1 protein-coding gene is annotated in these 1,087 nt (G+C 52.6%); it reads left to right on the top strand.

Annotation, left to right across the window (positions count from 1 at the left end):
- On the top strand, positions 1-1,087 hold a 1,087-nt coding region (locus tag R7Z41_RS24290), incomplete at both ends, for an AsmA family protein (protein WP_318141677.1).

The following is a 1,087-nucleotide window of genomic DNA, read 5'->3' as shown; positions in this document are numbered from 1 at the left end:
CGATTTACGGCTTAAATTTTCTGGCGATTCACTGGGTGATCTCTATGAACTGACGGGCGTTCTGCTGCCCGATACCCCGCCGTTTGAAACGGATGGTCGGCTGGTAGCGAAAATCGACACTGAAAAATCGTCGGTCTTTGATTATCGCGGTTTTAATGGGCGAATTGGTGATAGCGATATCCACGGTTCTCTGGTCTACACCACCGGAAAGCCACGACCAAAACTGGAAGGTGATGTCGAGTCGCGGCAATTGCGGCTGGCGGACCTGGGACCGTTGATTGGCGTTGATTCCGGGAAAGGGGCAGAAAAGTCGAAACGGTCTGAACAGAAGAAGGGCGAAAAAAGCGTTCAGCCTGCGGGCAAAGTGCTGCCTTATGACCGCTTCGAAACCGATAAATGGGACGTTATGGATGCCGATGTTCGCTTCAAAGGGCGGCGCATTGAGCATGGCAGTAGCCTGCCGATTAGCGATCTTTCTACTCATATCATCCTCAAAAATGCTGACCTGCGCCTGCAACCGCTGAAATTTGGCATGGCGGGCGGCAGCATTGCGGCGAATATTCATCTGGAAGGCGATAAAAAGCCGATGCAGGGGCGGGCAGATATTCAGGCTCGTCGACTGAAACTGAAAGAACTGATGCCCGATGTGGAACTGATGCAGAAGACGCTGGGGGAAATGAACGGTGACGCGGAACTACGCGGTAGCGGTAACTCGGTGGCAGCACTTTTAGGCAACAGTAACGGCAACCTGAAACTGTTGATGAATGACGGGCTGGTGAGCCGCAACCTGATGGAGATTGTTGGGCTGAATGTCGGCAACTACATTGTCGGTGCGATATTTGGTGACGATGAGGTGCGGGTGAACTGCGCGGCGGCGAATCTGAATATTGCCAACGGCGTGGCGCGCCCGCAGATTTTTGCTTTCGATACTGAGAACGCGTTGATTAATGTTACCGGCACGGCAAGTTTTGCTTCGGAACAGCTGGATTTGACTATTGATCCGGAGAGTAAAGGAATTCGGATTATCACACTGCGTTCGCCGCTGTATGTGCGGGGGACGTTTAAAAATCCGCAGGCTGGGGTGAAA

The organism is Vibrio sp. 1457 (genome assembly GCF_033340195.1).
Classification (GTDB): Bacteria; Pseudomonadota; Gammaproteobacteria; order Enterobacterales; family Vibrionaceae; genus Vibrio; species Vibrio alginolyticus.
This window is presented reverse-complemented; position numbering and strand designations above follow the sequence as displayed.